The organism is Capnocytophaga sp. oral taxon 412 str. F0487, assembly GCF_000271925.1.
Taxonomy (GTDB): domain Bacteria; phylum Bacteroidota; class Bacteroidia; order Flavobacteriales; family Flavobacteriaceae; genus Capnocytophaga; species Capnocytophaga ochracea.
In genome coordinates, this window is sequence record NZ_AJZR01000045.1 from 1 (window position 1) to 25,760 (window position 25,760).

The window sequence follows — 25,760 nt, forward strand, 5'->3', positions numbered from 1 at the left end:
TGGCTTGCCCCCTTCCCTTCGGAAGGGGGAACGGGGGTAGGCCTTTAAACACAAGTGTGGTGTTGCTCTGTGAAGTTTTTTTTGTCATTTGTAATTATTTCGTATCTTTGCACCAACTTTATTTTTGATAATGAAAAGAACTATCTTTATATCATTTTTAATACTCTCGCTTTCAATGTTGATAAGTTGTGAGTCCGACGACCTTTGCGACCACAGCGTGAATACACCTCGCTTGGTGGTGCGTTTCTACAACCAAAATAACACCCGTACGCCTTTTAGCGTGGCTAACCTTACGGTCTATGGCGAAGGAAATACTACGCCTCTGGTAAGCAGTGCAACTTTAGATTCACTTGCACTACCTTTGCGCTTGGAGTCGCCTACTACCTACTTGTTTCAAACCGTAGTTTCAGGTACTACCACTAGCACCGCAACTCTCACGCTCACTTATACTCCCGAACAGTCGTTCGTAAGTAAGGCTTGTGGAGTGAAAATTACTTACAACACCCTTTCAGCTACCATTCAAGATACAAATACCTCTTGGCTAAAAGGTCTTAACATCAAGAACACTACCGTAGATAATGAAAAAAGAGCTCATATACATTTGTATCATTAGTATTTGGTGGGGCTTAGGTGCAATGGCTCAAACGGCTACCCGCACGACCTCACAAACTACTATTGCCTTGCCCGAAAAACAAGAAGCCCCTGTGTACAAACAGCGCTATGGCTTGCGCGTAGGTGCCGACCTGAGCAAACTGGTACGCCCTTTCTTTGATAAGGATTACTACGGACTCGAATTGGTAGGCGATTACCGCCTAACAACCAACTACTACTTCGCTGCTGAACTCGGTATGGAAAAAAGAACTAAAAACGAAGATTTCTTTACTTACTCTACCGAAGGTCAATTTTTACGTGCTGGCTTCGATTATAACACCTATGGCAATTGGTATGGTATGGAGAATATGATTTACGTGGGGGCTCGCTATGGCATTTCGCTCTTCTCTCAAGACCTTACCTCGTATATTATCCATAAAGATAACCAATATTGGAACGAAACTATCACTGGCTCCGATCCTTCTTTCTTAAAGAAATACGACGGACGTACAGCCCATTGGTTGGAACTCGTATTGGGCATTAAAGCGGAACTCTTGCATAACCTTTACGCAGGAGCAAGCGTACGCGTAGGTCTTTTGGTGGCTCAAACGGGCAGTAGTGGTTTCCCTAACTACTATATTCCTGCCTTTGGTCGGGTATATGAAGGGAGTCGTTTTGGTGTGAATTTCAACTATACTCTCAGCTATCTCATTCCTCTTTATAAAAAAGAGAAAAAGAAAGAAGAGACAGATACCCAAAAAACTAACTCCTCTCCTACCCCTTCAGCTCCTGCTAAAAAACCAAAAGGAAGAAGATAATAACAAATGACAAGTTACGAATGAATAGATATATTACTTTTTTTCTGCTATTAGTTTGTTCTGTAGTTTCTGCTCAAGATGTGGAGACAATGCTTACCGAAAAAGTAAAACTCCTTGACAAAAGCTATGCTACTAAAGAATTGCAGACTTTAGCTAAAGATTTTGAAACTCTTGCGAACACAGCGCCTTCGCTTTGGCTCGCAAATTACTATGCGGCTTATGTGAACATACGCCTTGCCGACCAATCATCGGGAGGGTCTATTGACAGTTATTGCAATCTGGCAGAAAAGTACATAAAGATAGCTGAAAAACAACCCGATGCCGATGCATCAGAAATCAACGCCTTATACGCCTATCTGTATAGTGCCAAAGTGAAGGTAAACCCAATGTTTCGCGGAGCTAAATACGGTAAACTGAGTCGTGAGTATTCCGAGAAATCTATTAAAGAAAACCCCAAAAACCCAAGACCCTATCTCATTCGTGCTATCGGTATTTATTTTACACCCAAAGTATTTGGTGGGGGCGTAACAAAAGCTAAACCAATGCTCCAAAAAGCCTTAGAGAAGTTTGAACATTTTACTCCAAAAACGCCTAATCATCCTCATTGGGGCAAAGGAATGGCTGAATCAATTAACAAATAACAATTAACAAGTGCACAAAGCTGGATTTGTAAATATTATCGGGAACCCCAACGTAGGAAAATCTACCCTTATGAACGCCTTTGTAGGCGAAAAACTCTCTATTATCACCTCCAAGGCACAAACCACGCGACACCGTATTTTTGGTATCGTAAGTGGTGATGATTTTCAGATAGTTTTTTCGGATACCCCCGGTATTATCAAGCCATCGTACGCATTACAAGCCTCGATGATGGACTTTGTAAAGAGTGCTTTCGAAGACGCCGACATTCTCATTTATATGGTAGAAATAGGCGAAAAAGAACTGAAAGACGAGGCTTTCTTTAAGCGCATCAACCAGTTGGAAGTGCCTGTATTGTTGCTCATCAACAAAGTGGATACTTCCGACCAAAATGTATTAGAGGAACAAGTCGCCTACTGGAAAGAAAAAGTGCCTCGTGCCGAGATATATCCTATTTCGGCTTTGCGCAACTTTCAAACCGAAGTGGTTTTCAACCGCATTATAGAACTCTTACCCGAGTCACCTGCATTTTTCCCAAAAGACCAACTCACCGATAAACCAGAACGCTTTTTCGTAAACGAGATTATACGCGAAAAGATACTATTGCATTACAAAAAGGAAATCCCTTATTCGGTAGAAGTAGAGACCGAAAGTTTTGCCGATAGCGAGACTATCATTCACATTCGTTCAGTGATAATGGTAGAACGCGAGAGCCAAAAGGGGATTATCATAGGTCATAAAGGGGAAGCCTTAAAACGGGTAGGTGTAGAAGCTCGTGCTGATTTAGAGAAGTTTTTTGGCAAACAAATACACTTAGAACTTTTCGTAAAAGTAAACAAAGATTGGCGTAACAATGTGCGACAATTGCGCAGGTTTGGTTACGATATCAAATAAAGAAAAATGTACATAAAAAAAATCATAAAGATATTCGTCATCGTTTTTTTGCCCTTTTGTATACAGTTGTTTGCTTCAGGGCGTAATAAAACACGTACCGTAAAAGAGGTGGTGGTAGACCATCAGGACGAGAATATGTATGTAACCGATGATGCCATACGGCGCACTATCTTCAAAGACCCACAAGCAAAACACCCTATGGGACTCCTTCGTTTAAGCGAAATCGAAAAGCTCTTAGACAACAATGTGATGATTGAAAAATCAGAAGTATTTTGTACTATCGACGGTACCCTAAACGCTAAAATCAAACAGCGAGAGCCTATTGCACGCGTATACGACGGCAATGGAGTGTATTATATGGATACACAAGGAAAGAAGATGCCTCTTTCAAGTTCTTACTCAGCACGCGTGCCTATCCTCAGAGGTAATACCGAGCGCTATTGGCAAGCCTCCTATGCATTGATGCAGTTTATCCAAAACGACCAATGGCTGGCTGAGAACATCACCGAAGTATTGGTAAAGCCTAACGGAGAATACGAGTTTTTAATGCGTGTACCTCACTTTAAGGTCGTTTTCGGCAAGTTTGAAGACGAAGCGCTCAAGAAAGCAAACCTCAAAGCCTTTTACAAGCAATTGGAGAAGACTGATAAACTGAATGAATATAACATCGTAAACCTAAAATACACCAACCAAGTGGTATGTAGAAGATGAGATAATTAGCAAATGAGATAATTAACAAATTATAGAATAGAAAAAACAGAGGTTACTATATAGTAGCCTCTGTTTTACCTTTTATCTTTTACCTTTTACCTATTCGCTAGGTACCATTTTACAGTTTTCCGTATACCTTCTTCAAACTGTAAGGAAGGTTCCCAACCGAGTTCATTTTTCAATTTAGTAGCATCAATAGCGTAACGGAGGTCGTGACCAGCACGGTCGGTTACGAAAGTGATGAGTTTTTCGGAAGTACCTTCAGGGCGACCTAACTGCTTATCCACCTCTTTGATGATTACCTTCACCAAATCAATATTACGCCATTCATTAAAGCCTCCAATATTGTAGGTATCACCATCTTTTCCTTGGTGAAAAATGGTATCGATAGCACGAGCGTGGTCTTCCACAAAAAGCCAATCGCGAATATTTTCACCTTTGCCATAGATAGGTAGCGGCTTATTATCTACAATATTATAGATACACACCGGTATTAACTTTTCAGGGTATTGGTGAGAACCATAGTTATTAGAACAATTTGAAATCACCATAGGCAATTTGTAAGTGTTATGGTAAGCTCTCACAAAATGGTCGGAGGAAGCTTTAGATGCCGAATAAGGTGATTGAGGGTCGTAAGGCGTTTGCTCTGTAAAGAGGGTATTATCCATTTCTAAAGCTCCATATACCTCATCGGTAGAAACGTGATAAAAGCGTTTGCCTTGCATATTATCTTTCCACGCTTCACGAGCTGCTTGCAAAAGACTCAAAGTACCCATTACGTTCGTTTTAGCGAAGATAAAAGGGTCTTCAATACTTCTATCCACGTGACTTTCGGCAGCGAGGTGGATAATCCCATCAATGCGATGATCAGAGAAGAGGGCTTTCATACGCTCGTAGTCGCAAATATCCGCTTGTATAAAGGTATAGTTAGGGGCATTGGCTACATCAGCAACATTCTCTAAGTTGCCAGCGTAAGTGAGTTTATCTAAGTTAAAAATGTGATAGTTAGGGTATTTGTTTACAAATAACCTCACGACGTGAGAGCCGATAAAACCAGCTCCTCCTGTGATTAAGATGTTTCTTTTCATTTGTTTGTCATTTCAAAAACTAATTCACCGCCTTTTAGAAGGTCTTGGTGAGAAATATGCCATTGAGAGTATTCCTTGCCGTTGAGTTTTACAGATTGGATATACTTATTGTCTTTAGAGACATTTTTAGCAATGATTGTGAATGTCTTTCCGTTAGGCAAGTGTATGGTTACTTTATCAAATAGCGGACGACCAAATTGATACTCGGTAGAAGCTGGATTCATAGGGTATAAGCCCATAGCGCTCCAGAGATACCAAGCCGACATCTGTCCGCAATCCTCATTGCCACTAAGTCCGTTAGGGGTAGTGTTGTACTGAGTTTGCAAGATGCGGTCTACCCAATATTGGGTTTTCTTAGGTTGTCCTGCTACGTTGAACATATAAGCAATATGGTGGCTAGGCTCATTGCCGTGCGCATACTGACCTATGAGTCCTGAAATATCAGGAGAGGTGTTATCACCAGTGATTTCAGAACTTTCGGTAAAGAGTTTTTCTAAGTGTGTTACAAAAGGTTCATTGCCTCCAAATAGGTTGATAAGTCCTTGTACGTTGTGAGGCACAAACCAGCTGTGTTGCCAAGCGTTACCTTCGGTATAGTCGGTGTTTTCGCGGTGGTCGGAGCGTTTAGGGTCAAAAGGTGTGCGCCATTTACCATTGATACTTTTACCACGCATAAAGCCCGTTTCTTTATCAAATAGGTAAGTGTAGGCTTCAGAGCGTTTGGTAAAGAAGTCAGCATCTTCGGTTTTACCTAAGGCTTTAGCCATTTGCGCCACACACCAGTCATCGTAAGCGTATTCAAGGGTAATAGTAACCGACTCGTCTACCCCTGCGTTATAAGGAATGTAACCATATTTTTTGTAGGCTTTTAGTCCGCGATCATCTTGCATCATTGTAGTTTTCATTGCCTCGTAAGCCTTTTCAGCATCAAAACCACGGACACCTTTTAGATAGGCTTCAGCAATCACCGCAACTGAGTGATAGCCTGTCATTGTATTGGTTTCGTTACCATATAGCGTCCAAACGGGTAATACTTTGTGCACTTGATAGTAGGCTAACATAGAGTTGATGATATCGGCAGTTACTTTGGGTTGCAAAAGCGTAAGCAGTGGATGCTCGGCGCGGAAAGTATCCCACAGAGAAAGGGTAGAATAAGCAGTACCTTCGTTTTTTGCAATCTCATCGTTTTGCAAGCGGAATTGACCATTCTTATCGGAGAAAGTTACAGGCGCTACTTGCGCGTGATATAGAGCAGTGTAGAAAATAGTTTTAAGTGAATCAACAGGAGTTTCTACTACTATACTGCTAAGGGTCTTCTCCCATTGTCGCTGAGCTTCTTCTTTCACTTTATTAAAATTAAGTGGATGCGATTCATCAGCTATTTGTTGAAAATGGCGACTTTCAGAAGTCATTTTTATTCTTGTCCTAAACAACTCTACACCTTCATACTTAAAGCTTCCTATTGCTTTATCTGCAAAATCAGCACGTTGTTGTGTTTTAGGATCATCTGTATCTACCAATTTTTCAAAGCCTAGATTTTCTAAAGCATTATCTTCACTTACTGATGAAAGTGCTACTTTCACTTCAAGAGTTTCATTCTTATTATTAAAAAAGAACTGACCTGAAGGAATTTGTCTCATTTCATCTAACAAGTGAGGATTTATCTCCAAACGCACTGGTCTGTATTTTTCATTTTCTTGTAATTCTTTTTCTAATTCATCTTCAAATTCCTTTACTCTATCTACTTTTTTTAATTTTTTAGGATCTTTGGTCGTAATTACCTTATTGAGATTTGCTTTTTTAATAGGTTTAGAAAACTGAATAGCAAAGAATACTTTTTGATTAGGTGCCCAGCCTTCACTATAGCGATAGCCAGTGATCAAATCTTCTGCTTCCTGTTGTATATAGGTTACTGTAGGGCTATCCCAATTGATAGCAAATCCTAAGTTCAGAATCACAGACTGTTCTGCTCCTTTTTCAAAAGTATAACGATGTACAGCATAACGTTGTGCTGCGGTGAGTTCGACATTCACTTTGGGGTCTTCTAAATACACTTGGTAATAGCCAGGTTCTGCTTTTTCGTTCTTATGGCTGTACTTTGATTTGTAAGGCACCATATCGCGGAACTCTTGGGCATTCACGGGATATTGCTCTTTGCGACCGTATTTGAGTACGCTGAGGTCATACTCTTTAGTAGTAGGCATTAGCAAGATGTCGTTTAGGTCGCCTATCCCCGTACCACTAAGGCTCAAATGTCCAAAACCTACCATAAGGCTATCAGAATAGTGGTAACCAGAGCACCAATCCCAGTTGCTGAGACCATTCACTGGGCTAACTTGTATCATACCGAAAGGCGTAGTTGCCCCAGGATAAGTATGTCCGTGTCCGCCCGTACCGATGAATGGGTCTACATAGCTGATAAGCGGTTTTTGAGGAGTTTGCGCTTCTTGCTCAGAAGCTGTTTTAGATTGATTACAAGCCCCTAATGCAAAAGTAGAGGCTACCAAAAGAGTAATATGTTTTAACTTCATTGTAATAGCAATTAAGTATTTTGGGCAAAGATAATAAAATAACAACGAATAGCAAAATGTTTTTGAGGGCTTTTCTTTCTCATTGTTACTAAATATAGGGTATAACTTTTATCTGAGCATTTTCGTATTCTGCTAAAAATACCTTGGAAGGATTGCTGTATCCTGCCTTTTGTAGCTCTCCAAGTAGCCATTCTTCGCTTTTATCTACATCTTCCAGCACGCTTTTTTGAATAATTCCATCAGTAATGACAGGATATTTGGGGTTTTCTTCTCCTGCCAACACAATAATGAGTTCGCCATTCTGTTCAAGTACCGCTCTTTTTACCTCTCTGATATAGTATACCCCTTCTTTGCGCAGTTTGAAAGCGAGTTCGTGTGCCGTAATTTTAGCTTTTTTGCAGGCGGCTATATCTATCTTACCACGATTGATAACAATCACAGGGGCACCGTCTATAAACCTCTTAAAAGCTTGGTTTTTAGTTTTTAACTGACGTAACCCTATGATAAGGAATGCCCAAATAGCCAATACGATAGCAAACTGAAAGATACTCACCGATGGACTGTAAATCACACCTCCAATAATACCCCCAAGTACGTAATTTTGCACCTGATCCATTGCCGAACTCGGTGCCAAATTACCCTTGCCCGATTTGTTGATGATTAAGGCAAGAGCCAACAATCCTAAAAGCAATTTTAAAAATACATCCAAATAGAAAAACTCCTCGGATTCAATATAAGGAATTGTGTACATAATGTTAATCAGAAAATTAGTAAATTAGCAAATGGGGAAATTAGAAAGAAATATTAAGCCCTACTTCAAGCGAATGATAGTCTTTTTTTATAGGTACAATAGGGGCAGAGTCGTAAATAAGTCGGTAGGTACCAAGTATACCTATGGTAGGCGTAATATTGTATTTGAGGTCGATAGCCCCACCATAGCGCGCTTCCTTAAAAGTACTATCAGGTCTAGTTTGATGAATGGCAGTAGTGGTAAGCTCCCATTTTTCACCTATTCGAAGTTTATAACTGAGCGACAAATGACTTTTGATACTGCGACTGTAAGCATAAGTAGCCTCAACGTTATCGGGAGCAGGATATTCCCATTTTTCGTATTCAAAGAAGAAGCCCACCGCAGCAAACATCAGCGAGGATTGAGTATTCAGCAACCGATAACGCGATTGTAAGCCGGTAGAAATCTTGTGGTTCATTCCCCTGCTCTCTGCCCATTGCGACTCAGCATAAGGATACACCTCAAAAGCGTGGTCTAACAGATAGCGGTACTCCATATGCACATAGCCACCGCTTAATATTACTTGACTACCATAAGTAGATAACTCAAACTTGTTAATTACATTAATAACCCTATTGCAATTGATAAGCAAGTTGAGATTAGCCGTATTTTTAAAAGTGAAGACATCTTCTTTTTCGGTTTTAAAATCCAAGATAGGAATTAGGCTTCCTTGCAGAGTTTTGGTGCTGTCTATCGTCATAGTAAGATTTTCCGAAAAAAGCATTTGTGAATAGGCAGAAGCCGAAGACAATAGCGCCAATAACATATAAAGTAATCGTTTCATCGTTTTTAAGCATATATTTAATAAGGCACAAAAGTAGAAAATCAATCGCGAATACACAAAAAAATCTCACTTAAAACCAATGCTTCATACCTTTTTTATAACAATTTTCCAAGAGAAGTTTTTCACCATATTACCCTCATCATTCATCATTCGCTACTCGTCATATCTTCCCTTTTCTTTCGCCTCGAAACCCCGTTTTTAACATTTTTTTCACTGTTGTATTACAGTAAGAATCAACTACTTATACACCCCTTCTATACCAATCTTCCAAGATTCGTATAAGCTTCCTATAAGCTCTCTATAAGCTAACCATACCCTCCTTACACCCTTTTTTCATCAAAAACTCTCTTAACCTCCTTCTGAAAATCTCCGTTTTCTTCCGAATCATACTAATAGCCTCCAACCCATCGCTTTTTCATCTCAAAGTTTTTGCCCGTGCAACACACACCTCTCCATTAGCTAATTTTCTAATTTGCTAATTCTCTCATTTCCTCATTTGCTAATTAATCTCAGTTATATATAATACTGATTTACAGCTATATTTATATTGTAATCTGTGAAATCCAGCAATGCAATTAGTAATTCGTACCCACCACATTTGTCAATTATCAATTATCAATTATCAATTATCAATTATCAATTGTCAATTGTCAATTAAAAAACTATCCGTATAATCTGTGTGTAGTCTGAGAGCTGGCATAGCAGAGTATGTGTTTAAAGGCAAATTGTTGCCTATTTGTTTGATTTTTTCAAAGATTTGTAAGATTTCTGTAGCGTAAGCTACACTTTCCTTACATCAAACTCGCATTAATAAAAAATTATCTGGGAAAAATCAGTGCAAGATTTTAAAGCAGTCTATAACACTACCTAATCCGTTCCAAGTACTCTGTCGGACTCTCGTTGTAAAAATCTTTAAAGCATTTCGCAAAGTAGGAAGGAGAAGAAAATCCTACTTCATAAGCGACTTCCGAGATGCTCTTGGCTTTGCTGTTGAGCAACTGCTTAGCGTATTTTACTCGTATGGTACGAATAAGCTCATTAGGCGAATAGTCGGTGAGGGATTTGATTTTGCGATATAGGTTAGAGCGCGACAAACCTAAGACATCGGCTATTTCGTCTATATTCATTTCAGGATTGGCGATAGAGTTCTCTACGTAATGCGTAAAATCGGTGATAAACTGCTGTTCTACCTTACCTAAAGTCTCTTGTTTAGTTTCGTTCAAGAGGAAATTACTAAAACTCTCACGTATCTTCTTACGGTTTTCTATGAGCTTGCGCACCCGTGTTTTCAGTAATTTTATGTTGAAAGGTTTCGCAATATAGGCATCGGCACCACTCTCGAAGCCCACTTGCTTCTGTTCGTCTAACGCATAAGCGGTGAGCAAAATCACAGGAATATGATTAGTAGCCACGTTAGTTTTTATCAACTGACATAAATCGAAGCCATCAGTCTTGGGCATCATCACATCGCTAATTACTACATCGGGGAGGTGCTTTTTAGCTACTTCAAAGCCTTCTTCACCGTTTTCAGCTTCGATAAGGTTATAGTCATCACTGAGGATATATCGAATAAACTGACGCATATCCTCGTTATCTTCCACAATCAGTACAGTAGGTTTCTCCGAAGCCGTTGGAGAAGCCGTAGATAGTTTGAGCTTCTCGGTAGGTGCGGGCAACGAAGGCAATAAGTCGAGATGGGTTTCTATGTAATTGCTGTCGTATACCGCTTTTACCGATACTTGTTCTTGAGTGAAAGGTAGGCGAATAACGAAGGTTGTCCCCTCCCCTTCTGTACTCTCTACGCTGATAGTTCCGTTATGTGAGGCTACTAAGGCTTGTACCAAAGCCAAACCAATACCCGAACCTTCGCTATCGGGGTTTATTTTGTAGAAGTGCTCAAACACCTCACTTTGTTTGTCTTTCGGAATATATGAACCGCTGTTGAACACACGCAGCACAGCTACTCCTCCTTTGGAGGGGGTTAGAGGAAGGTCTTCTTTTTCTAACGACACGGTGATACTTCCTCCTTGAGGTGTAAATTTCAGTGCATTGGAAAGCAGGTTGAAGTAGATTTTCTCCACTTTTTCCTTATCGAAAGCCATTTCAAAAGAAGTATCTTCGGCAAGAAACTGAAAGTTGAGTTTCTTTTGTTTGATACGGTCACTAAAAAAAGAATTGAGTTCAGTAAGAAACCGTTTCAGGTTGCCCTTAGTGAAGTACATTTGCATCTTGCCATTCTCATAACTGCGGAACTCAATTACTTCGGAAATGAGATGCAAAAGTCGGTTGCTGTTCTTTTTGATGAGAAATAACAAGTCTTGTTCTTCTTTAGGGAGTGAATTGTGCGCTAAGAGCGTTTGCACAGGTCCTAAGATGAGCGACAATGGTGTTTTAAATTCGTGAGAGATATTAGTAAAGAAGAGTAATTTGGCTTGGGTCGCCTCTTCTAATTGCGCCGAGATTTCCTCCAAGCGTTCTTTCTGTTGTTGCAATTCGGTAGCCTGACGTTTGATTTCTTCGTTTTGTTTTTCTAACAGATTATTAGCGCGACTCTTAGTGCGATATGCTCTGATAGCTATTGCCAAAAATATAGTAATCAAACCAATAGCAGTAATTGAAATATAGAAGAGTGTACGCTGAGTAGTATGCTGAATAAGGCTCTCACTCAGCTGCTGATTGATATCCTCTATCTTAGCTTGTTTCTGAGCAATTTGTTCTGTTTGCAACTGTAAAATACGCACATTGCTCTTGTCCACCACAGCGGTATTGAGGATATTCTCGCGCTCAAAAGGTTGTTTATGGAGTATTTTCATTGCAAGGTCAATAACCTTTTCACCTCCCGTAGGATAGATAAACGATGCGTCTTGCACGTTGTTCTCTATATTGCTAATTCCTTCTTGTTGTAGTGCATCTACCCCTATGATAAAGGGTATCTTACCGTTGAATTGCATCGCTGCTTCGTGAGTACCCGCTGCCATTGGGTCATTCATTGCAAACACAAGGTCGATATTGGGGTGTTGCTGAAAAAGTTGTTGCATTTGCACTTTGGCATCTGCTTTGAGGAAGTTGCCCCAGGTCTCGGCTACTATTCGCACCTCAGGAGCATTCTTAAGGGCATCTACAAAGCCTTTATGGCGTTCCGCATCGGAGGTTGAGCCTTTGGTACCACGCACTTCGGCTATATTGCCTTTACCTTTGAGAATACCTATCGCATAGTGTCCCGCTTCTTTGCCTATTTGGTAATTATTAGCTCCTACATAGGCTGTATAACTCTCAGTAGCGATTTTCCTATCTACCAAAATCACAGGAATACCCTGCTGGTAAGCCTTTTCAATAACTGGTGTACACGCTTCCGACTCATTAGGCGAAACGACAAGCACATCTACCTTTTGCTCTATAAACCACTCTATATCGGCAATTTGCTTAGGAGTATCGTCTTTCACACTGCGAATCAGTAGCTCAGTATTGGCTTGGTAAAGGGCTACTTCGCGTTTTAGCTCCTCGTTCATCGTTTGTCGCCAAAGGTCTTCACTGCACTGCGACACCCCTATCACATAACGGGGGTTTCGCTCCCTTTGGCAAGCAAGGCAAGCAAAGAGAGCGAAATATAAAAAAAGTATATGATACTTCCTAAAAGTCATTTTATCTAAACAACTCCAAATGAGCATCGGCGAGGCGAGGCATCGCACCGTGTTGCTGACATACGTAAGCCGATACTTCTACCGCCAACTGATGCGATTGGGCAATACTGCGACCATTGAGATAAGAGGCTACAAAGGCAGCCGTGAACGAGTCGCCAGCTCCTACCGTATCGGCAATGGTAACCTTAGGCGTACCTAAGAACGATTTCTCATTAGGCGTAAACACATAGCTACCTCTTGTACCTTGTGTTAAGATAAGGAATTTGAGATTGTATTTCTCCAATAGGTGCTTACATACCTCTTCATCAGTTCCTTGCAAATTGAACATTTCAGCCACTTTCACTATCTCCTCATCGTTGATTTTTAATGCGGTTGCCTTGTCTAACGAATCGGCAATTACCTCTTTGCTAAAATATTTCAAGCGGAGATTGATATCGAATACTTTTAAACTCTCGGCAGGCATTAAATCTAAGAACTTGTGGATAGTGGCACGCGATATTTCACTGCGCTGTGCTAACGACCCGAAGCACACGGTATTAGTGTTCTTTGCTAAGTTCTCGATTCGCGAAGAGAATGGAATATTGTCCCACGCTACATTTTCGCTAATCTCATAGGTAGGCACCCCGCGACCGTCTAACTGTACTTTTACAGTACCTGTGGGGAAATCAGTCTTCTCAATGATGTAGTTGAGTTCTTTTTCTTCTAAACTTTTTAGAATTTCCTTACCGAGGAGGTCGCCCCCAATGGCACTCACGGCATAACCGTTGAACCCGAATTGCGACACGTGGTAAGCAAAATTAGCAGGCGCGCCGCCTAATACTTTTCTTTCAGGGAACACATCCCAAAGGATTTCTCCCAATCCTACTACTGTATTTTTCATTGTATTGTATATTATCCTCTCCCCTGCCCTTCCCTTGGGGGGAAGGAGGCAAGAGTGTTGTTGTTAATTCTTTTTCAGCGTACAAAGTTATAAATTCTTTTTGAGATTTCCTACTAATAGTAATAAATACTATCAGTCATCAAACCCTTCTGACTAATCCGACTTATACAATTTGTAGGGCTCTCTAACGACTAATTGTTAGCATTTGCTTTAAGTCGGGTGCTCATTAGCAACAGATATAATACTCCTATGCTGAGGACAATAAGGGCTCCTATCTGTGAGCCACTCATCGCATCGGAGGCTAAGCCCATTGCAAAAGGGAAGATAGTACCGCCAAAGAGTCCCATAATCATTAAGCCTGATACTTCGTTTTTCTTAGTAGGATTCTGCAAGAGGGCTTGCGAGAAGATGATTGAGAATACATTGGAGTTGCCAAAACCTACCAAAGCAATAGCGGTGTAGAGCATTGTCTTATCACTGAAAAAGAACAGTATCGCCATTGAGGCTACCATACAAAGCACACTGAGGGTAAAGAAACTCTTAGGTGATACTTTGGTGAGAATATAAGCTCCTGACAAACATCCTATGGTACGGAACAAGAAATACCAGCTGGTAGCAAAAGAGGCTTGGGTAGTGGTAAGCCCTAAACGTTCCATAAAGATTGTAGGTGCTGAGGCATTAACTCCTACGTCTATCCCTACGTGGCACATAATACCAATGAAACACAAGAGTACATAAGGGTTGGCAAGCAGTGCAAAACACTCGGCAAAGGTGGCGTTTTTACTGTCGTTTTTCTCTTCTTCAATATGGGTAGCTCCAAGCCACAAGAGGGTTACTACCGAGATAGCTACAAAGAGTAGGAAGAAAAGTCGCCAATCATTGAATTTATCAAAGCAGAAGCTCATCAGCAAGGGGGCAGAAAACGAGGCTATTGCCTTAATAAACTGACCAAAAGTGAGGGAACTCGCGAGTTTGTCGCCTTTTACGATGACTGACATCAGAGGGTTTAGCGATACTTGCATTAGGGTGTTACCAATACCAAGCAAGGAGAAAGCTACCAGCATAGTGGTATAATTGTAGCTAATAAAGGGCACTACCATCGCTAAAATAGTAATCACTAAGCTGAGGAGTACAGTTTTACGACGACCTATTTTGCTCATCAGTACGCCTGTGGGCACTGAGAAAAGTAGAAACCAAAAGAATACCATTGCAGGGAGCGCTTTGGCGGTGGTTTCGGTCAAGCCAAAATCGTCTTTTACAAAGTTAGAGGCTGCGCCTACAAGGTCTACGAAGCCCATACAGAAGAATGATAGGAGTACGGGCAATAAATACTTTAAATAGTTGTTATTCTGTTGCATACTATGAATATATTATTAGTCTCACACACTCCCATCTCCTTGTGAGAGGGGCAGAGGGAGAGGTTTATTATTTCAATTTATAGACAGTTACATTTTTAAGGGTGAGGGTACCTTTGCTGGTATTGAAGCGGAGAGTATTGTACACTTCGCTAGGAAATACCGCATTGGTTTGTACTACTTCGCCGTTGTTCACAAAGAGTTCAGTAGAAGCTTTATCTACCAATAAGCGTACGGTATAGCTTTTCTTTGCTACCATTGGTGCTTTGATAAGCGTTTCGGCGAAGTTGGCATTGAAGGCTACACTGCTCTTACTGCGGTCTACCGATAGAGTTTTATTAGCGCCGTCAAATAGGTATTTAATAGTTTCTCCTTTGGTATTCTCGAGAGCGAATGAGAAAGTATCGGTTTCGTTAGGGGTTACCGTGAAAGTGAGTTCGTAAGCTCCTTGATTATTGGGCAAGAAGTTTTCAAAAGTTATAGCATCGGAGGTGTTGGTACGTGTTTTATCACCTAAGAGTACCGCTTCACGACGCAAGCTCTCCAACTCTTTTACGGGCTCACTGGCGACTACCAAGTGCTCGCCATTATGCACCAAACGCAAAACACGGGCAACGGTCATCGCGCTACGGAAATTTTGAGTAGGGGTTTCATTGGCGTAATCCCAGTTGCTCATCCAGCCTATGAAGAGACGGCGACCATCGGTAGCGGGGACATTACTCCACGTTACACCTGCATAATTATCGCGTCCGTAGTCTAACCAAAGCGGATAGTTCATAGTATCAGGGGTGAAGGCTTTGCCATCAAAATTACCGATGAAGTACTGAGTAGCACTTCCGCCATTAGGTCCGCCTGGGTTGATACTCACGAAGAGCACCCATTTGGTTTTTCCTTCGTAAGTAAGCGGGAAGAGATCAGGGCATTCCCACACACCGCCGTGTCCGCCTAAGCCTTCGCCAAACTCACTGAGGCGTGTCCATTCTTTGAGGTTCTTAGAACCGTAGAAGGTGATGGTTTGGGTAGTAGCAAGGCTCATCACCCATTGTTTAGAGGGCGCGTGCCAGAATACTTTCGGGTCACGGAAGTCGATAATATTGGCATCGGTGAGGACGGGGTTGCCTTCGTACTTGGTGAAGGTCTTTCCGCCATCGAGGCTGTAAGCGATAGATTGGGTTTGGCGTTCGCCTGCTGAGGTGTAGATAGCTACCATAGCACCTTTGCCAAAGCCAGCTGTGTTATCGTGGTCGATGACTGCGCTGCCTGAGAAAATCGCTCCTAACTTATCGGGGGCTAATACTAAAGGTTTGTATTCCCAATTCACCAAGTCTTTGGAAACGGTGTGCCCCCAGTGCATATTGCCCCAGCGCGCTCCGTAAGGGTTATATTGGTAGAAGAGGTGGAATACTCCGTCGAGGTATACCATTCCGTTAGGGTCGTTCATCCAGCCATATTGAGGGGTGAAGTGGTATAGCGGACGGTATTTTTCGTTGTAGTTGAAGTTATATTCAGCCGACTGTTTAATTTCAGCTAATCCCATATCGGTAGTTTTGGCTACTGCGAAAGTAAGGGTTACTTTCTTGCCTTTGTACGCCTCGATAGCGATAGGCACCCAGTAGTCTATTTTGTTTTGGGCGATGCGTATCGTCATTGGCTCGCCTATAAGGGTACCGTCTACCGATAGTTGGACTTTATTTTCGGTTGCTTGGTCTTCCACAGGAATGAGCAGGTATTTGTCTTTGGCTTCAAAGGTACGGGTGTAATCAGTCATAAAAACGCTTTTTTGTTTGTTGCCTTGTTCGATTTGGTCGATGAGGATATGCCCCCAGCCACCACGTTGGTTATCGACAATTCGGATAGTGGCTTTCTTGTTTTTATAGGGTTTTACGTCCCAAGTGAGCCATTGTAGGGTTTCGGTTTCGTAGAGAGAACGCGATTGTAACACGCTTTTTCCGTCTACTAAGAGTTCTATATAAGTATCAGGATTAGTACCTCCACCAACAAGGAAATTGATGTAATCGCGCTCGATGGTGAACTCTTTGGAGGTTAGTGCTCCTCGAGAGTCATCGCCGTTGTTGAAGCTATTGGCAAGGTGTTTCCCTTCAAAGCCTGTTACGGGCTGCTGACCGGTATAGCTACCCGTGGCGGGAGTCGCACCAAAGGCGTCGCCTTCTACCGTCCAATTGGCATAAGTGCCCGACTCGAAGTCCTCGATGATGAGGTCATCAGTGTTTTGCTGGCAGGCAGTGAGCGTTAAGACTCCTAATCCTGCTATTAGTTTGTTATTCATATACTTTTTTATATCTCTTTTAATTAAAAAATGGTACAAATATACATTATTTTTATTTGAATTAGCAAATAAGTAAACTAATTCCTCATCTTCATTCCCTCTCACTAAGGAGAGGGAGGAAGCTGAGACTTATAAAGTAATGAAAGTATCTGTTTTTGAGGTAAAAGATAAGATGTTTATACCCGTCCTTCGCCTTAGGTTCGCTTTAGCTTTGCCTTAGACTCATCTTTTCTTCGTCTTTTGTTCGTCTTTTCTTCGTCTTTTGTTCGTCTTTTCTTCGTCTTTCCTTCGTCCTTTGTTCGTCTTTCCTTCGTCTTTCCTTCGTCTTTCCTTCGTCTTTCCTTCGTCTTTTGTTCGTCTTTTGTTCGTCTTTACTTCGTCTTAGGTTCACTCTTCCTCCTTTTACCTTTTATCTTTTACTTTTTACCTAAAAAGTAAAGTTGGCTGTTCCGTTAGCAAAGATGCCCCAAGGGTTTTGGTTCATCTTATAGCAACGGATAGAAAGGGCTACTGCATCGTTCACATAGATTGCTGCTGCCGAGCCTTCTTGCACTATTTTCACGGTGTATTCCTTGTTGGCATTCACGGGAAGTTTTATGCTATTAATGGTAGCAGTACCTCCGTCTCTAATCACACGGTTGAGTTGTAACTCTCCTTTGTTGAGGTTAAGCGTTACGCGATAGGTTTCATAAAGGTTACCACAAGCGCCAAACATCACCCCAAACTCGGTAGCGGTATTGGCTTTTATTTTGGCAACTATCTTGTTGAAACCACTGCTGAGACGGTCGAATACACGAGTATTATTATCTAACGAAATGCTACCCAAAGAAGCAGATACCGCTTGTTTGCTATCAAAAGCGGTAGGCATTTTTACGTTGAGGGTACCATCGCTGTTTTGAGTGAGCTCGTGAACAGCCAAAGAACCTCCCCAGTGATAGGCGGAATTGTCTTCATAATTAATACGCGACGGATTCCAACCCCATATATAGCGGTGAGTGCCGTCGGTAGCGGTTTTTCCAGCATAGAACACACGGTCATCTAAATCTTGTTGTGCAGGGGTAATCCAATTCTTGTCACCCACACGACGGTATCTGTATTGCACACGGCGCACGCTTTCTTCGATGTTAGAGAATATTAAATACTGATAATTTCCTTGTGTAAACACATCGGGACACTCTACCATAAAGGCAGAAGGGTCGGTATAAAAGAAGGGTGTGTTCGGGTCTTTTGTCCAGTTCTTAAGGTCGGTAGAGGTGAATTGTGCTACGACACCTTTCCATACACCGCTTCCTATATCGGCACGGGTGCTAACGAGCATCTTGTAGTTGCTTCCTTCTTTGAAGACAATAGGGTCGCGGAACTCATTGCGATCATACTTATCAGGGGCACGGAAGGAGTGTTGTGTATCCTTTGTCCACGTTTTCAAGTCGGTAGAGGTAGCCCAATAGATGATTTCTTTGGGGTCTAAATCGCCGTTATGCCCTGTGTAGAAAGCGTAATAGGTATTCCCGTCTTTGAATACTGAACCTGTACCAAGGGCATCTTCGTGCGAACCGTCGGCTCCACAAGGGATAGCTTCACCATTATCAGTATAATTCACCAAATCAGTAGTGGTAGCACTATACCAAGGGTGGAAGGTTGCAGGTGCTGGACGTTGGTCGTATAGGTAAAAGATATGGAACTTACCGTTGTCATAGAACGGCATAGGGTCTCCCACCCAAGCGTTCTTGGGCTGGAAGAAATGCTTATAAGTACGACCGTAATCTTGTACTGCATAACAAGTAGAAGCATCGGGAGCCGCATTAGGGTCGTTACTACAATATTCTTTTTTTTCACAAGCTATTAAAGCGGTAGCACAAAGTGCCAATGTAAGTGTCTTTTTCATTGTTTATTAATTTAATTTTAACCTCTTTTTAATTATTTAACCTCCTCCTATTCCCCCTTAAAAAGGGGGAAGAAAGGACGGTTACACATATACGTATGAAAAGAGGTATTTTATGTTTCTATTAATTCGCTAAATATTCTAAGGCGTTGGCAGTGAGCAATTCGATATTGCTCTTATAAGCATTGGCAGGTGAATTGTTTTCGTTATACCAGTCGTAAGCTTCACTACCTATACAGATAGTGCGACCTGCATTGCCTCGTTTGAGGTATTCAAAGATGACAGCGCGATTGCTCATCGTTACGTCCCAATGCAAACTTGCTAATATTTTGGAGCCTGCAGCAGTTTGCCAACCTGCAGCATTATGTTCATAATCTCCCCAATCGAAGTTCCAAATAGCATTATGTCCTTTTGTATTTGTTCCTTTAGAAAGAAAGAAGGATATATAATCAACCCCCGACTTTTTAGTCAATCCTTTAAACAATGGGTGGTTTTCATTGCCTTTGTAGCAAAGTGACCAATCTTCACCTACTGTAAATGGAACGTTATTTTCACCCCACATATTGTTTACTACCTTGCCGTCTAAGGCGATACCTAAATCGACTACGTATTGTACTGCCCAAGAAGACAATAAGAACGAACCACCGGCAGCATAGAATTGTTTCATCTTGTTTACGACAGCATCTGCTTTGGCCTCAGCAGGCAACTCTTTGTTGTTATCCCAATGCCACCAAATCACTTTGTAGTCGTTGAGATTAACTTTGCCGTCCTTGATGTCGCTAAACGAAATGTATTTAGCAGTGTCGTAATTTTCGGTAAGCCAAGTGTAAGCTGTTTTCTCGTCTTCATCGGCTATAGCAGAAGCACTGTTAGCTGTACCTACAAAGGCAATAGGCGCAAAGTTAGTAGGGATAATCTCTACGCTATACACAAAGCTTTTTCCACGATAACTCATAGTATAAGTAACGCTTTGAGTAAAGTTTTGGGTAACTCCCGAAGCAGGGCTCACAGTAGCATTAGGTGTTGTGCTGAAGGTGGGGGTAAGCGCAGTAAGACTTTCACCCTTAGGGTATTTCACGCTTATCTTACCCGTACTGTGGTCAATCGTAGCTTTGTATTTGCCAATAGCAAAATTCTCTAACTGTGGATATTGAGCGGTAACAGTGTAATCCCAATAGAGGTTACCGTTGAAAATGCGGTATTTGGCACCTTTGCTCAAATCGACATTCGTTCCTGCAGTAGGCACTGAGGTAGCTCCCTCGGGCAATGAGAGGGAGGTGGTCATTTTGGTAAGATCGGTATTCCAAGGAGCGTACACCGTGATAGTTTGTTTCTCCTCGTCTATAATCCCATCGATACCATCGGCTTGAAAGGCATTAATTTTTGCCTCTTTGTCGTTAATAAGTTCGCCTTCGTGCTTTTCGTCACAGCTGAGTAAGCCGAGCAAAGCTACTACACTGAGGGCGAGTTTGTGTACTATTGTTTTCATATTAGAATCCTGCATTTTGTTTGTAAATACCTTTTACATACCCTATTTGGTTTTGTGGAATAGGGATATACTCATTTTTATTTTTAGTGAAATAAGCACTGCTGAATATCGCTGGACGACGTGTTTTCTCTTTAGTGAAATAGTCGTTGAGTACTTGGTCGGCGATACCCCAGCGTACAAGGTCGAAGAAACGAGAGCCTTCCATAGCAAACTCTAAACGGCGTTCCCAACGGAGTGCTTTGCGAGCAAATTCTTGATTCCAAGTACAGTTTACACCATTTTGATATACAGCTATATCAGTATTGGTAGCGTAAGGAATCATAGAAGTACTTTGTTTAGCGCGTTGGCGCACTTGGTTAATAAGTGACAAGGCTTCGTTGCTACGGTTGAGTTCGATAAGAGCTTCGGCACGCATTAGGAGTACATCGGCGTAACGGATAAGAATACGATTCTTAGAGTTACCGCGGAAAGGGTTGATATTGCGGAAGCAAGAGCAAGAAGGGTCTACATTCTCTTTGAGTGATGCATAGAAACCATACACGTTGCTATTGCGGTTCCAGTCGTTCTTGTAAATCAATTCGGCATTGTACTTATAAGGCAAACCTGGCAATGCTACTGTATGGAACAAACGAGGGTCGGCTTTATCACTAGTAGCGTTGTAATCGTTGTTGTTGAAGTTATCGAAATCGGGCAAGCCATTCACTGTTTTGAAAGCATTTACCAAATTCTGACTTGGTTTATGGAAATCACAGCAACCTAACTTTTGTGGAGCAGAGAGCTGGTCACCCCAGTTGAGGCGTCCGTACTGAGTACCATCGTCCACTGAGTATTGTACCGCAAACATAGATTCTTTACCATTTTCATAGCCACCGGGGAGGAAGTTAAACGCAAAGTCGTCTTCCAAACCATAAGAAGAACCTAATGCAAAACTTGTATAAGTAAGCACCTCTTGCAAATCTTGGCTATTGATACCTGTTACACTATTGTTTTCTGATTGGCGATACGCTTTGTACAAATAGGCTTTAGCTAAATAAGCTGCTGCTGCATATTTATCAGCTCTACCTTTTTGAGGTTGGGTATTAGGCAATAAGTCGTAAGCTTTTTTGAAATCGGCTACTATTTTTTGCCATTGTTCATCATTAGGCAAAGTGTTAGGGGTGGTTTCGTAAGCACTATCAGGTGTATTTTCATCTACAAAAGGAATATGCCCAAAGATAGTCTTCAACACGAAATAGAAATGACCTCGCAAGAAATACATTTCGCCCATACGCGATTGACGATTTGCTACTTCAGCATCGGAAGCCTGTTGCAAAGCTTTCAGAGCGGTATTGGTACGCGAAATAGCCATATAACACATAAACCAAAAGCGGTCAGCTTCACCAAAAGTAGGGTCGATATTCTGAGCGATTTCATAGAAATGGAAATGCTGGATATCGCTCACGTCTTGACCTCCTTTATAAGCGTCATCGGCACGTACATTACCGTAAATCCAAAGACTAAAAGGTACATCGTAGTGGTCGTTACCCAAAGACGAATAAGCGGTAGTTACCAACTCATCGGCTTTAGAGATAGCTTCTTTCTCGGTCATAATCCCTTGTGGATTATCGTCTAAGAAGTTGCAACCTGTAAGTAGAGTTGCAAATATTGTGGTGGTATATATTATCTTTTTCATTTTATTATTATTTATCAGACGTCAGACTATTGATAATTTAAAAGCTAGCATTCAATCCCATAGTGAATGTTATTGGGATAGGATAACCATAATTAGGGTTTTCAGGGTCTTTACCTGTAAACGATTTGCTCTTGATTGTAAGGAGATTCTGACCGCTCACATACAAGCGCAACTTGCTGAGCTTAATTTTTTCGGATACTTCTTTAGGTAAAGTATAGCCTAATTGTACGTTACGAAGTTTTAGGTAAGAGCCATTCTCTACATAGTAAGTAGACATACGCCCTTCGTTATTATCATCGGTATAAGCTACACTTGGAATATCGGAATCAGGATTGGTAACGGGGTCGAAAGCATCGAGCAAACGGCGACCTTTATTGGAGTAGGTATCTACCACACTCCAGAAGTCAGTATGCTTTTTCACATCGTTGATAATATCGACATTCTGTACGCCTTGCAAGAAGAGGGTAAAATCGAAGTTTTTGTACTCTAAGTTGAGGTTGAGACCGTAGATAAAATCAGGGTAAGGAGTCCCAATCCAAGTGCGGTCGTCTTCGTTTACTACTCCATCGTTATTCAAATCGCGGTAGCGGATACGACCAATACCTTTACCGTTTTGTATAGGGTGCTGATCGAGTTCTTCTTGGGTTTTGAAGATACCATCAGCTACATAACCGTAATAAGATTGATAAGGGCGACCTAAGATATTATCCCATTTACCATTTCCGCCGTAAGCATTGACTACAGATTCTGGTAATTCAGTAACTTTATTTTTATTGGTTGAAACGTTGGCATTGATATCGTATTTGAGTCCGCCTTTGGTCTCGTTACGATAACCTACTGATACTTCCCAACCTTTGTTTTCCATACCAGCACCATTTACCCATTGGGTAGCACCTTCACCCTTGATACCTGCATAAGGAGGTTCTACCAAGATGTCTTTGGTTTTTTTGATATAGTATTCTACCGAACCGTAGAGATTGTTATTAAAGAAACCGAAGTCTAACCCGAAGTTGGTTTGTGTGGTAGTTTCCCATTTGAGATCTTTGTTACCGAGACGACTGCGACGGAAACCAGAAGCTAACTGACCAGAACCTTTTCCTTCGATATCGTAAGAGGTATTCCAAATACCTGTTCCAGACCAAATATAGTCGCCTGTTACCCCATAGTAAGGGTCGTAAATATCGTAAATAGAGTAGTTACCGATTTCTTGGTTACCGTTTTGTCCCCAACCGAAGCGCAATTTGATTTCAGATACTGTATTGCGAATATTCTCCATAAAGGCTTCTTGAGAAAGGCGCCAACCCAAGTTGAAGGCAGGAAAAGTACCCCAGCGGTTCTCTTTGGCAAAGCGAGAAGAGCCATCGTGACGAAGGGTAGCTGAAGCGAGGTATTTGTTATCATAAGCATAGTTGATTTTTCCGAAGAAAGAAAGCAACTTATAACCGGTAGCTCCGCCCCCTCCTGTAATACCTCCTGTAGCGAGATTAGGCCACATATATTCAGGAGTTTCTAAGGCAAGAGTAGTACCTTTTACAGAGAAGTTTATATCATCTTGTGAGAACATTTCCATACCTGCTAAGGTTTCAAAGCGACTCTTGCCAAGCTCGAAGTCGTAGGTAGCTGTATTTGCCCAGTTCCATTTTGTCCAGTGAGATTGTTCGAGTTGAGAGAAGGTTTTTTCTTTGCCTTCTTCCATAAAACCGGAAATATACGAATGGTTGAGTGTACGTTTATAGAAATTACCGTAATCTACCCCAAAGTTAGAACGGATATTGAGCTTATCAATAGGTTTAATGTTTACAAAAGCATTCCCGAACATACGCCAGTAGTTATAACGATTATTTTTATTGTCGTTTACTAAGCGAGCAGGGTTCTGACGGTCGGGTAAACCATTTACAGGACCTCCCCAATGCTTACCGTCTTGAGTGCGTACCGGAATGAAAGGTACGGCTATCATTGCTGCTTCGGTAATTTGGTAAGGTTGCTCTACCTCGCTGGTACGGTTTACAGTGAAGTTTTCACCTATGGTTACTACATCGCCAAAAAGTTTGTAATCGGTATTGATACGCGCAGAGAGGCGAGAGAAATCGGTATTCTTTACCAAACCATCGTTGTTATAATAGCCTAACGAAAGGAAGTAATTCCCTTTATCAGTACCATTAGTAACCGAAAGGTTATAAGATTCAGTTACCCCCATACGAGTGATTTCCTTGAACCAATCGGTATTAGAAGGGAGCATAGGGCTTCCTGTTTTATCAAAATACTGACGTGGATAGTACAAATTATTAAGGGTGCTGTGACCATTAGCATCGGTAGTATAATCGTAGTGAATACCTAAAGCGTTTTGGTTAGGGTCGTTACCACGGTTTACGGCTGCTTTCCAAAGCACTTGTGCATACTCATTAGCATTGAGCATCTTCATACGAGAGTGAAACATCGAAACGGTAGTATAATGGTCGAAATCTACCTTTAACACTCCGTTTCTACCTTTTTTGGTAGTAATAACGATAACACCATTGGCAGCACGTGACCCGTAGATACTTGCTGCCGAAGCGTCACGCAACACTTGTATACTCTCGATATCGTTAGAGTTCAGCTCGTGCATACCGCCCTGAGTAGGTACTCCATCGATAATATAAAGAGGGTCGTTGTTATTAAGTGTACCGATACCGCGAATGCGAATGGTAGCTTTACCAGCAGGACCCCCATTATCGGTTACTTGCATACCAGCTACACGACCTTGAAGGGCTTTCATAGGGTTGTTTTCGGCAGTAGACATCATCTCGTTTACCTTTACTACTGATACTGCACCGGTAAGGTCGGTTTTACGTTCGGTACGATACCCTACAGAAACGGTAACTCCTTCGAGAGTCGTCACCTCTTCTTCTAAACTTACGTTTATTTCCTTGCGTCCTTTCACGGCTACGGTTTGGGATTTGTAGCCTATATAAGAAAAGACCAAACTATCGGTGGCTGCAACAGGTTGAAGGGTATATTTCCCGTCGAAATCAGTAGAAGCACCTACTGTTTTGTGCTTTACCACCACACTTACACCCATCATAGGGCTGTTGTCGGATTTTGCTTTCACCACCCCTTTTACTTGTTGGGCGAAAAGAGCACCCGAACAATTGCAGAGCAAAAGCGATAGTAAAATGCGCTTGTTTATCTTTCTACTCATCATATTGGTATTTGTTTTTTAACAATTGGTTTAATTTTCTTCGCATTGATGAAAATGCGATGTTTTTTCGGAGGCAAAGGTAAGGCAAAAGAAAGCATAGTACTATCAAAAATCGGTCAAACACTATCAAATTTGTGGCTAATTTTTGATAATGAAGAAAAATATATAAAAGTTAATTATCTAATTATTAAACATTTAAATATTTTTGATAGTAGATGAGTAAAAAGTGATAGGAGGAAATTTCTATTATTTTCGTTTGTGTATTTAAAAATTATAGTAATCTTAAAGAAAATGATTAATGAACAAAGGGAACCTATCCTCCTTATCACCTCTCGCTAAGGAGAAACTACAACGACGGTAATACGAACAAAGGGTGGTTTTACAGTGGGTCTACAATAGGTCTACAATGGCTCTACAGTGGCTCTACAGTGGCTCTACAGTGGCTCTACAGTGGCTCTACAGTGGCTCTACAGTGGCTCTACAGTGGCTCTACAGTGGCTCTACAGTGGCTCTACAGTGGCTCTACAGTG

General features: G+C 41.5%; 18 protein-coding genes. 5 read left to right on the plus strand and 13 right to left on the minus strand.

Annotation, left to right across the window (positions count from 1 at the left end; genetic code table 11):
• The first annotated feature begins 175 nt into the window (after nucleotides 1-175).
• From HMPREF1321_RS07465 to HMPREF1321_RS07485, 5 genes are read left to right on the plus strand one after another with little or no spacing between them, the layout of a single operon-like run.
• On the plus strand, nucleotides 176-613 hold the full coding sequence (locus HMPREF1321_RS07465; protein WP_002673122.1) for a DUF6452 family protein: 438 nt from the start codon (nucleotides 176-178) through the stop codon (nucleotides 611-613).
• Nucleotides 579-1,409, plus strand: a complete 831-nt coding sequence (locus HMPREF1321_RS07470; RefSeq protein WP_009418791.1) for a DUF6048 family protein — start codon at nucleotides 579-581, stop codon at nucleotides 1,407-1,409. Before HMPREF1321_RS07465 ends, HMPREF1321_RS07470 begins: the two co-directional genes overlap by 35 nt.
• A 20-nt stretch (nucleotides 1,410-1,429) precedes the next feature.
• Nucleotides 1,430-2,050 (plus strand): hypothetical protein, encoded by a 621-nt coding sequence (locus HMPREF1321_RS07475; protein ID WP_009422051.1) that lies wholly within the window; start codon nucleotides 1,430-1,432, stop codon nucleotides 2,048-2,050.
• Nucleotides 2,051-2,060: 10 nt separating this feature from the next.
• Nucleotides 2,061-2,942, plus strand: coding sequence for a GTPase Era (gene era / locus HMPREF1321_RS07480; RefSeq protein WP_009422048.1), 882 nt, complete (start codon nucleotides 2,061-2,063; stop codon nucleotides 2,940-2,942).
• A 6-nt stretch (nucleotides 2,943-2,948) separates the two neighbouring features.
• Nucleotides 2,949-3,653 carry a cell division protein FtsQ/DivIB gene (locus tag HMPREF1321_RS07485; protein WP_002673131.1) on the plus strand — a complete coding sequence of 235 codons (705 nt, stop codon included), beginning with the start codon at nucleotides 2,949-2,951 and terminating at the stop codon, nucleotides 3,651-3,653.
• A 95-nt stretch (nucleotides 3,654-3,748) separates the two neighbouring features.
• Here HMPREF1321_RS07485 and rfbB read toward each other — a convergent pair whose 3' ends face one another.
• From rfbB to HMPREF1321_RS07545, 13 genes are all read right to left on the minus strand, one after another.
• Nucleotides 3,749-4,741, minus strand: a complete 993-nt coding sequence (gene rfbB, locus HMPREF1321_RS07490; protein ID WP_009422047.1) for a dTDP-glucose 4,6-dehydratase — start codon at nucleotides 4,739-4,741, stop codon at nucleotides 3,749-3,751.
• Nucleotides 4,738-7,272 carry a GH92 family glycosyl hydrolase gene (locus tag HMPREF1321_RS07495; protein WP_009422053.1) on the minus strand — a complete coding sequence of 845 codons (2,535 nt, stop codon included), beginning with the start codon at nucleotides 7,270-7,272 and terminating at the stop codon, nucleotides 4,738-4,740. The genes rfbB and HMPREF1321_RS07495 overlap by 4 nt, the downstream gene beginning before the upstream one ends.
• An 88-nt stretch (nucleotides 7,273-7,360) precedes the next feature.
• Entirely contained in the window at nucleotides 7,361-8,023 is a 663-nt protein-coding gene (locus tag HMPREF1321_RS07500) for a DUF421 domain-containing protein (protein ID WP_009422055.1), read from the minus strand.
• 40 nt (nucleotides 8,024-8,063) lie between these two features.
• Nucleotides 8,064-8,846, minus strand: coding sequence for a DUF481 domain-containing protein (locus tag HMPREF1321_RS07505; RefSeq protein ID WP_009422050.1), 783 nt, complete (start codon nucleotides 8,844-8,846; stop codon nucleotides 8,064-8,066).
• Nucleotides 8,847-9,709: 863 nt separating this feature from the next.
• Entirely contained in the window at nucleotides 9,710-12,514 is a 2,805-nt protein-coding gene (locus HMPREF1321_RS07510; RefSeq protein ID WP_034575886.1) for an ABC transporter substrate binding protein, read from the minus strand.
• The gene (locus HMPREF1321_RS07515; RefSeq protein ID WP_009422057.1) at nucleotides 12,489-13,367 is read right to left on the minus strand and encodes a carbohydrate kinase family protein; all 879 of its coding nucleotides are present in this window, start codon (nucleotides 13,365-13,367) and stop codon (nucleotides 12,489-12,491) included. Before HMPREF1321_RS07515 ends, HMPREF1321_RS07510 begins: the two co-directional genes overlap by 26 nt.
• A 191-nt stretch (nucleotides 13,368-13,558) precedes the next feature.
• Complete coding sequence (locus tag HMPREF1321_RS07520) at nucleotides 13,559-14,725, minus strand: MFS transporter (RefSeq protein WP_009422052.1); 1,167 nt, start codon at nucleotides 14,723-14,725, stop codon at nucleotides 13,559-13,561.
• A 67-nt stretch (nucleotides 14,726-14,792) separates the two neighbouring features.
• Nucleotides 14,793-17,009: a GH32 C-terminal domain-containing protein gene (locus tag HMPREF1321_RS07525; RefSeq protein WP_009422060.1), complete on the minus strand. Its 2,217-nt coding sequence runs from the start codon at nucleotides 17,007-17,009 to the stop codon at nucleotides 14,793-14,795.
• 205 nt (nucleotides 17,010-17,214) lie between these two features.
• Complete coding sequence (locus tag HMPREF1321_RS11880; RefSeq protein WP_157461803.1) at nucleotides 17,215-17,400, minus strand: hypothetical protein; 186 nt, start codon at nucleotides 17,398-17,400, stop codon at nucleotides 17,215-17,217.
• A 36-nt stretch (nucleotides 17,401-17,436) separates the two neighbouring features.
• Nucleotides 17,437-18,894 carry a glycoside hydrolase family 32 protein gene (locus HMPREF1321_RS07530; RefSeq protein WP_009422046.1) on the minus strand — a complete coding sequence of 486 codons (1,458 nt, stop codon included), beginning with the start codon at nucleotides 18,892-18,894 and terminating at the stop codon, nucleotides 17,437-17,439.
• Nucleotides 18,895-19,015: 121 nt separating this feature from the next.
• A complete protein-coding gene (locus tag HMPREF1321_RS07535; RefSeq protein WP_009422054.1) occupies nucleotides 19,016-20,395 on the minus strand; it encodes a DUF4960 domain-containing protein in 1,380 nt (459 codons plus the stop codon).
• Nucleotides 20,382-22,052: a RagB/SusD family nutrient uptake outer membrane protein gene (locus HMPREF1321_RS07540; RefSeq protein WP_009422056.1), complete on the minus strand. Its 1,671-nt coding sequence runs from the start codon at nucleotides 22,050-22,052 to the stop codon at nucleotides 20,382-20,384. Before HMPREF1321_RS07540 ends, HMPREF1321_RS07535 begins: the two co-directional genes overlap by 14 nt.
• A gap of 37 nt (nucleotides 22,053-22,089) precedes the next feature.
• Nucleotides 22,090-25,233, minus strand: a complete 3,144-nt coding sequence (locus tag HMPREF1321_RS07545) for a SusC/RagA family TonB-linked outer membrane protein (protein WP_009422049.1) — start codon at nucleotides 25,231-25,233, stop codon at nucleotides 22,090-22,092.
• Between the last annotated feature and the right edge of the window lie 527 nt (nucleotides 25,234-25,760).

Excerpts from the sequence above, each read along its gene's own strand:
- HMPREF1321_RS07465 (WP_002673122.1), top strand. The coding sequence starts at position 176 with ATGTTGATAAGTTGTGAGTCCGACGACCTTTGCGACCACAGCGTGAAT.
- HMPREF1321_RS07470 (WP_009418791.1), top strand. The coding sequence starts at position 579 with ATGAAAAAAGAGCTCATATACATTTGTATCATTAGTATTTGGTGGGGC.
- HMPREF1321_RS07475 (WP_009422051.1), top strand. The coding sequence starts at position 1,430 with ATGAATAGATATATTACTTTTTTTCTGCTATTAGTTTGTTCTGTAGTT.
- HMPREF1321_RS07485 (WP_002673131.1), top strand. The coding sequence starts at position 2,949 with ATGTACATAAAAAAAATCATAAAGATATTCGTCATCGTTTTTTTGCCC.
- rfbB (WP_009422047.1), bottom strand. The coding sequence starts at position 4,741 with ATGAAAAGAAACATCTTAATCACAGGAGGAGCTGGTTTTATCGGCTCT.
- HMPREF1321_RS07495 (WP_009422053.1), bottom strand. The coding sequence starts at position 7,272 with ATGAAGTTAAAACATATTACTCTTTTGGTAGCCTCTACTTTTGCATTA.
- HMPREF1321_RS07500 (WP_009422055.1), bottom strand. The coding sequence starts at position 8,023 with ATGTACACAATTCCTTATATTGAATCCGAGGAGTTTTTCTATTTGGAT.
- HMPREF1321_RS07505 (WP_009422050.1), bottom strand. The coding sequence starts at position 8,846 with ATGAAACGATTACTTTATATGTTATTGGCGCTATTGTCTTCGGCTTCT.
- HMPREF1321_RS07510 (WP_034575886.1), bottom strand. The coding sequence starts at position 12,514 with ATGCTCATTTGGAGTTGTTTAGATAAAATGACTTTTAGGAAGTATCAT.
- HMPREF1321_RS07515 (WP_009422057.1), bottom strand. The coding sequence starts at position 13,367 with ATGAAAAATACAGTAGTAGGATTGGGAGAAATCCTTTGGGATGTGTTC.
- HMPREF1321_RS07520 (WP_009422052.1), bottom strand. The coding sequence starts at position 14,725 with ATGCAACAGAATAACAACTATTTAAAGTATTTATTGCCCGTACTCCTA.
- HMPREF1321_RS07525 (WP_009422060.1), bottom strand. The coding sequence starts at position 17,009 with ATGAATAACAAACTAATAGCAGGATTAGGAGTCTTAACGCTCACTGCC.
- HMPREF1321_RS07530 (WP_009422046.1), bottom strand. The coding sequence starts at position 18,894 with ATGAAAAAGACACTTACATTGGCACTTTGTGCTACCGCTTTAATAGCT.
- HMPREF1321_RS07535 (WP_009422054.1), bottom strand. The coding sequence starts at position 20,395 with ATGCAGGATTCTAATATGAAAACAATAGTACACAAACTCGCCCTCAGT.
- HMPREF1321_RS07540 (WP_009422056.1), bottom strand. The coding sequence starts at position 22,052 with ATGAAAAAGATAATATATACCACCACAATATTTGCAACTCTACTTACA.
- HMPREF1321_RS07545 (WP_009422049.1), bottom strand. The coding sequence starts at position 25,233 with ATGATGAGTAGAAAGATAAACAAGCGCATTTTACTATCGCTTTTGCTC.